4 protein-coding genes are annotated in these 6534 nt (G+C 58.1%); 1 reads left to right on the plus strand and 3 read right to left on the minus strand.

Translation table 11 applies throughout. The annotated features are described in order from the left end of the window. Positions 1-46: 46 nt before the first annotated feature. The 3 genes from AO065_RS12890 to AO065_RS12900 all read right to left on the minus strand — a co-directional run bounded on the left by AO065_RS12890 (position 47) and on the right by AO065_RS12900 (position 4616). Positions 47-829: a siderophore-interacting protein gene (locus AO065_RS12890; protein ID WP_032650830.1), complete on the minus strand. Its 783-nt coding sequence runs from the start codon at positions 827-829 to the stop codon at positions 47-49. Then, positions 826-1416, minus strand: a complete 591-nt coding sequence (locus AO065_RS12895; protein WP_004881835.1) for a PadR family transcriptional regulator — start codon at positions 1414-1416, stop codon at positions 826-828. The genes AO065_RS12890 and AO065_RS12895 overlap by 4 nt, the downstream gene beginning before the upstream one ends. An 80-nt stretch (positions 1417-1496) precedes the next feature. Further along, entirely contained in the window at positions 1497-4616 is a 3120-nt protein-coding gene (locus AO065_RS12900) for a transglycosylase domain-containing protein (protein WP_032650833.1), read from the minus strand. Between the two features lie 312 nt (positions 4617-4928). On the opposite strand from AO065_RS12900, the gene AO065_RS12905 reads away from it, so the two are divergent. Beyond that, entirely contained in the window at positions 4929-5843 is a 915-nt protein-coding gene (locus AO065_RS12905; RefSeq protein ID WP_004881837.1) for a fibronectin type III domain-containing protein, read from the plus strand. The last annotated feature ends 691 nt before the right edge of the window (positions 5844-6534 follow it).

Here is a 6534-nt window from a genome sequence, read left to right on the forward strand (position 1 = left end):
CCCGCTGCGTGGTCTGGCGCAGCCGAGCGCGCCAGACCATTTCGATTTACGCGTCTTCGCCGTCCAGCTTCCAGTAACCGGCGGCCTTGACGAACGCTTCGTCGAGCCCGAATTCCTCCAGCAATACCCGACGCAGCTTGCGCGAAAGACCGGATTCCGTGGCCACCCAGGCGTAGAGCCTGCCTTCGGGCATTTCCAGGCGACGTGTCACGTCGATCAGGTTCTGCTCGCCGCGCACGATCCAGATCACATCGACCTGGGCCGCGCTCCGGAATACCTGCTGTTCCTGTTCGTTCGCCACCTCGACCACCACCAGCGCAGCGCGGTTGGCCGGCAGCGACTCCAGACGACGGGCGATGGCCGGAATGGCGGTTTCATCGCCGATCAACAGGTAACTGTCGAACATGTCCGGCACCACCATCGAACCCTTGGGGCCGGCAATGTGCAGGAACTGTCCCGGTTCAGCCTGCGCTGCCCAGGTGGCGGCCGGGCCTTCGCCATGCAGCACGAAATCGATATCGAGTTCGCCCGTGGCTTCGTCATAGCGACGCGGCGTGTAGTCACGCATCGGTGGGCGTGGCGCGTCCTTGTCGCTGCCAGGCGTCAGGGTTTCCAGCGCCTCCTGCTCCTGGGGCGTGCGTGGAAAGAACAGTTTGACGTGGTCGTCGGTGCCCAGGCTGATGAAGCCGCTCAGCTCCGGGCCTTGCAAGGTGATGCGGCGCATCAGCGGCGTCAGTTGAGTCACGCGCAGCACCTTTAGCTTGCGACGTTTGATTTCATGCATGACGCGGTGGATCGATTGTTCCTGAGTTGTGTGGTCTGAAGTCATTGCGACGGCTCCGAGGCTGATTGCGGCCCATCGACGATGGCCTTGGCGGTGTTGTTGAGCAGGTCGCGGACCCGAATGATTTCTTCCGGGCTCCAGCGGCCATCGTGCATGTGCATGGCGTGGCGCAGGTTGTGCACCGCTTCGTGGATTTCCGGCGGTCGGTCGTGGCCCCGCAGCGAGCGCTTGCTGACCTCGATGCGGGTGCGCACGCCGTCCAGTGCCACGGTCTGTTCCAGCAGGGACGCGCGACCGGCCTCGGTCACGGTGTACAGCTTTTTGCCCGCCTGAGCGTCGCCGGTGACCAGTTCGCTTTCTTCCAGAAAGGTCAGGGTCGGATAGATCACGCCGGGGCTAGGGCAGTAGGCGCCATCGAACAGACCTTCGATCTTGCGGATCAGGTCATAGCCGTGGGCAGGCTGCTCGGCGATCAGCGCCAGCAGCAGTAATTTCAGATCGCCCGGAGCAAATACACGCGGGCCGCGTCCACCGCGTTCACGGCCGGGACGTTTTTCAAAACCGTCTCGGTCTTCGCGAGCGTGTGGGGGGCGAGGGTGGGGGTGATGAGCGTCATCACGCATGGTCTTCATCTCTCTCTCTGTGCAAGTTAGATATACCTTAAGATATATCTAAATGGTTCTGCAAAAGAGGATGACGAACGGTAGCCAACTCACGTCCTTGTGGTTTCTTCGGTAGACGGCGAACTGCACATCGCCTTGCCGTGGTCTTCCAGATAGGGCGTCAATATCGGCGCCATGCCCTTGAGGACTTGCACTGGCAGTGCCGAGGTGAAGCGAAAGCCTTCGGCAGCACGGCCTGGAACGAAAGCCGTCAGCGTGCCGAAATGGTTGTCGCCGATGTAGAACACGAACGTCGCCGTGCGGTTGACGGCCCGCGAGCTGAGGATGCGTCCGCCTGCGCCGATGCTCTCTATCCGGTTATCCCCGGTGCCGGTCTTGCCGCCCATCGCCAGCACGCTGCCGTCCTGCATTTTGAACGTGCCCTGCACGCGTTTCGCGGTACCGCCGTCCACCACCTGAGACAGCGCTTCGCGCATGGCTGCGGCCACTTCGGACGGCAGCACCCGTTCGCCCAGTTCCGGGTTGATGGTCAGTTCGGTTTCATAAGGCGTGTCGGCAGCAAAATGCAGGCTGTCGATGCGTACCGCGGGCAGGCGGATGCCATCGTTCTGGATGATGCCGATCAACTCGGCGAGTGCGGCCGGACGATCGCCGGAGCTGCCGATGGCGGTTGCCAGCGAAGGCACCAGATGGTCGAACGGATAACCCACGCGCTGCCACCGCTGCTCGATATCCAGAAACGCCTCGACCTCCATCATCGTGCGGATGCGGCTGTCGCGCGCACCCTTGTGCCGACTCTTGAACAACCAGCCATAGACTTCCTGGCGCTCGAAACGGCTGGCGGCCACGGCGTCCTTGAACTGCGCATCGGGGTGCTTGAGCAGATAGCCCACCAGCCACAGGTCCAGCGGATGTACCCGCGCGACGTAGCCTTGATCGGGCAGGTCATAGGCGCCGGGGCCGTAGCTGTCATACAGATCCGCCAGACGCTTTTCGGTCAGTTTCGACGTCGCTCTCGCGTCTTCAAGGTGCGCACGAACGAAGGCATTGAAGGTCGTACGGTCGGCGCCCGGCAGCAGGTAACGATGCACGGCAGCCAGGCGAATGGCGGTGGGATGAATACCATCCAGAAAGGTGTCGAGGCGTTCCTGCGTGGTCTTGTCCTTGTAGCGTTTCCAGAAACGCAGCAGGAACACGGTGCCTTCGCGGTCGGCGAACTGGCTCAGGTATTCCTGACGACGCGGGTTGTCGTCGTCCTTGAGCAACGCCGCGCTATTGCTGGGCGCCTGATAGGTGCTGTAGCGCACCACATCGCGCATCAGGCGAATGAACGGCAGGTTGATCGACTCGCGCAGCGATTCGCGCAAGGTCGGGATGCGTCCGTCGTCTTCATGTCTGAAGTTGTTGAAGCGATGCATACCGCCGCCGGTGAAAAAGGCTTCTCCAGGGCTGGCCGAGTACGTACGGTCCAGCGCCGCCGCAAGCATCTTCGACAGGTCGCGGTCCTTGTTCTGCAGCAGATAATCCACCGACCAGCGGGTGAGGCGATCCGGTTCTTCGATCGGGACTTTTCGCAATTGCGCAACGCTCATGTCGGCGTAGCGCCCATGCAACTCGGCAATGATTTCCAGATAGGTCGTCAGCACCCGCATCTTGGCGGTCGAACCCAGCTCCAGCTTGCTGCCCTCGTTGATGTCGAAGGGCTGGTCGGTGCTGTCGGTCTGCACCCTGACCCGCGAGCCGTCGGCGCCGCGCTCGAAAAGCGTAAAGCTATAACGCACTTGCGCGCTGCTGGCCGGCGACAACAGCCGCTCGCCCATCAGCCCCATGCTGCGGGCGAACTCCGGGTCAGCCAGATCACGCAGGTACTGGCTGACCTGAGTCTGCAACTGGCCGTGCAGGGTGCTGGTGGCCGACAGGTCGAGACGGTCGAGATCGTAAAGGGGCCGATTCAGCAGGTTCGACAGACGGGTACGCGCAACGCTGATGCCCTTGTTGGTTTCGATCGGTTGAATCGTCGGCTGCTGCACCCAGTCGCGGTAGGTGACCGTCGCCGCCAGCGCTGCGTCGGCGAGGGGTTGATCGATGACGTTGGCCTGCGCCAGCAAACGGATGTGGCTGTCGGTAAGCTCTGCCAGTTCAAGTCGACCCTTGGCCAGATAGTGAGAAGGGCGGCGCTGGGCAATCACCAGTGACAGCACTTCGCGCAGCGCCAGCGCCTTCTCGGCCAGGCCTTTGCTGTCGGCAGGACTGGACGCGAGAATTTCGTTGGTTCTGGCAAAGTCCGCACCGAACCAGACCCGCAGCCCCTCGGCCAGACCGTGTACCTCGCCATGCCCGGGCACGGCCGACAACGGCACGCTGTTGAGGTAATCCCGAACCACATGCTGACGCGCCTCCAGCGTCTGCGCGCCCGGCTGGTAAGCCCGGACACTGGCAGAGATCATCTGCCGGATCTTCTCCGAGCCCGATTGCGTCAGCCCGTCCGGCGAGTGACGGTACTTTTCCAACTGCGTGGCCAGCGTACTGCCGCCTGCCGACTGGCCGGGCAGTGACAGCATTCTCGCGACCTGCGACCACGCCGCCTTGGCAAAGCGCGGCCAGTCCACTGCCGGGTTGGCCAGCGGCTGCTGCGGGTCGAGCAGGTCGCGGTTTTCGATGAACAGCAGGCTGTGCACCACCACTGACGGAATGTCGGCGAAGGCTGGGTAAAACTGCTGTGGATAGCGGAACTCATACAGTGGCGCGCCCCGACAGTCGGTGATCGACAGCCCCGCCTGAATCTTTTCCTGATAGGGCACAAAGAAACCGCGCTGGCTGTAACGCATCAACTCGGGTGAAAAGCGCGCCTGTCGGGTGATCACGTAATCGCGTTTCAGCAGACGTGGCAGGAAGTCGTCCAGCGAGGAGTATCCCAGACGTTTGTCGAAAGGCCCGTCACCCGGGTACACGACATCCGTGCTCGGTCCAGGCTGCACCGAATAACTGAGGTTGGCGGCAAAACGGCTGAACTCCCGGGCCTGAAGCCTGGAACTGCGGCTCTCGACCGCCACCGCTGCACCCAGTGCTACACCCCCCAATGCCACGACCACCCAGAACACCCGCCATCCGTAACGTTTACGAGGGGGATGCTTCGGCGCGCGTGGGTCATCCTGACGGTCAGCGGAAATCACATCTTGCCTGCTATCGGAATGCCTGAATACGCCCATAGTCGATGGCCCGTCACCCTGTTAACGCACCTGAGACAAGCTTAGACGCTGGGCGGGATTGCAGGAGAAATTGTCAGGAGGAATTTAGAGGGCGTTGCAGGCGTTAAGGGGCAGTCAGCCAGATTCGAGTCATTGGAAACCAGAAACGGTCGATGTGCGGTATATATTTAAAATTTGCGAGTTATTAATGTGTAGGATGTTTCCGTAAAGTTGTTTTTGGTATTGATCTTCAGCGACTCAACTGATTACGTCCAGGCAGTCAGTGGCAATGATGCCTGACATAAATTAACGGATTGAAGTTGAGGATTTAAGATGGATAACAATAAAAGCGCTACAGGCCGCCTGCTCTTGTCTGGACTGTTTCTGGCGATGTCCTGCCATGCATTTGCACAGGGCGAAAGCGGTGTTGCAGGTGCTGTGCCGGATGCTCCACAGGAAACATCGACGTCGCGTGCGGAAACTCCAGGCGTGGTCGTGCTCTCCGACAAGATTCACGATATCACTCAGACGCTTGAGAATGCCTCGGCGGTCCATCAGTACAGCTTTACTGCGATTCGCGGTCAGAATGTTTTGTTGGCAACGCCCGGCAGTCAATACGACAAACTCTGGAAAGTTGAATATCAAGTTGATGGCGGCGAATGGAAGCGTAAGCCCTATGCAGGCGCTTATAAGATATCTGACTTGAACCCCGGTTCTCAGGTCAACGTCCGCGTCTCCGCCGTTGATGGGGCCAGTTTTGAGAGCACTAAGTACAGAATCGTGTTCGGATCGTTTCCTCACATGAATTACGACCTGCTCAACGAGAAAGGCATTTTGCCGATTTCGGCTTTTCAGCCGTACCTAGAAGGATTTCTTGCGACTCAGGCGTTCAAAGAGGCGACGCTGGAGGCAACTTTTACGGACAGTAAGGCGTATCCGTTGGAGGGTGGTCAGCTAAAATTTTCACTGACTACGGGCACTAAAGAAGAGATTCATGAAATCTTTACATCCGATAAAGAAGGGAAGATATCACGGCTGATTGAATTCAACCGTTGTGAAGGAGGTTGGCCAGCAAACGATATTTATGAATTCACCGACAAGACCAGATTTACATGGAGTACGCTTTACGGGAGGGGGGATTACAGCGCTAGCAATATTTTAACGGGTCGTCTGGAAGACAAAGTTTACACGTTTAAGCTAGGGCATTTGTGTAAGCGCTGGCTAACCAATTTGCATGCAAGGCCGTAAATTTTAAAAAGGGCGCTCCGCTTGGCTGCAGAGCGTCTTTTTTTGGAACTCCTACGCGTAGGTATCGATCAGGGAGTCCCGGTTTTTCTCGTCATGCTCCTTTACTTGCTTNAGTCATGTCGATTGGGTCTGAAATCACCTTCCCAAGGTCGATAATATCCTGAAAATTTAAAAGGGTGAGGTTCGTTTTCCCTGAAAAGTTTTTGGGGTCGTGGTCAACAAGGCTCATGATAAGCTTCGCACCTTGTCTGACCGAGCTTTTGAAGTCGACGTCGGAGTTGATGGCTCTGGTNTTTTTCTCTGCCAGGTCAGGCCGCGCATCTAAAATCTGTTCTTTGAAGTAGCAAAAAAATGAATATTGGTTGCTGAGTTCAATGCTAGCCTCCATGCTCGCAAAAGTTAAATACTGCTCTTTCGTCATCTCGCGCATTTCGTTTTTTACGGTGTCATCGCTATATCTGACGAGCCTTCCTTTCCAAGGTTCTTCCTCCCTCGTGTAAAACTCTTTTGCAAAAGCTTCTTTCTTTTGCTGATCCGTCATTACGTCGGATGGCACCTGTTCGGTCGTCTGAGGTGCACGGTCAGGCGCTAGCATGTAAGGTTTCATGGTCATTGAAGTGGCGCTGTTGATATTCATGTCTCGCTCCTTGTTGAATGGATGACGCTTCCTTGATAACGGCAGTGAATTAAA

This window comes from Pseudomonas viridiflava, from assembly GCF_001642795.1.
GTDB classification, from domain to species: domain Bacteria; phylum Pseudomonadota; class Gammaproteobacteria; order Pseudomonadales; family Pseudomonadaceae; genus Aquipseudomonas; species Aquipseudomonas viridiflava.

What these genes read in the sequence shown, in the direction of transcription:
- AO065_RS12900 (WP_032650833.1), bottom strand. Translation starts at nt 4,616, where the DNA reads ATGGGCGTATTCAGGCATTCCGATAGCAGGCAAGATGTGATTTCCGCT.
- AO065_RS12890 (WP_032650830.1), bottom strand. Translation starts at nt 829, where the DNA reads ATGACTTCAGACCACACAACTCAGGAACAATCGATCCACCGCGTCATG.
- AO065_RS12905 (WP_004881837.1), top strand. Translation starts at nt 4,929, where the DNA reads ATGGATAACAATAAAAGCGCTACAGGCCGCCTGCTCTTGTCTGGACTG.
- AO065_RS12895 (WP_004881835.1), bottom strand. Translation starts at nt 1,416, where the DNA reads ATGAAGACCATGCGTGATGACGCTCATCACCCCCACCCTCGCCCCCCA.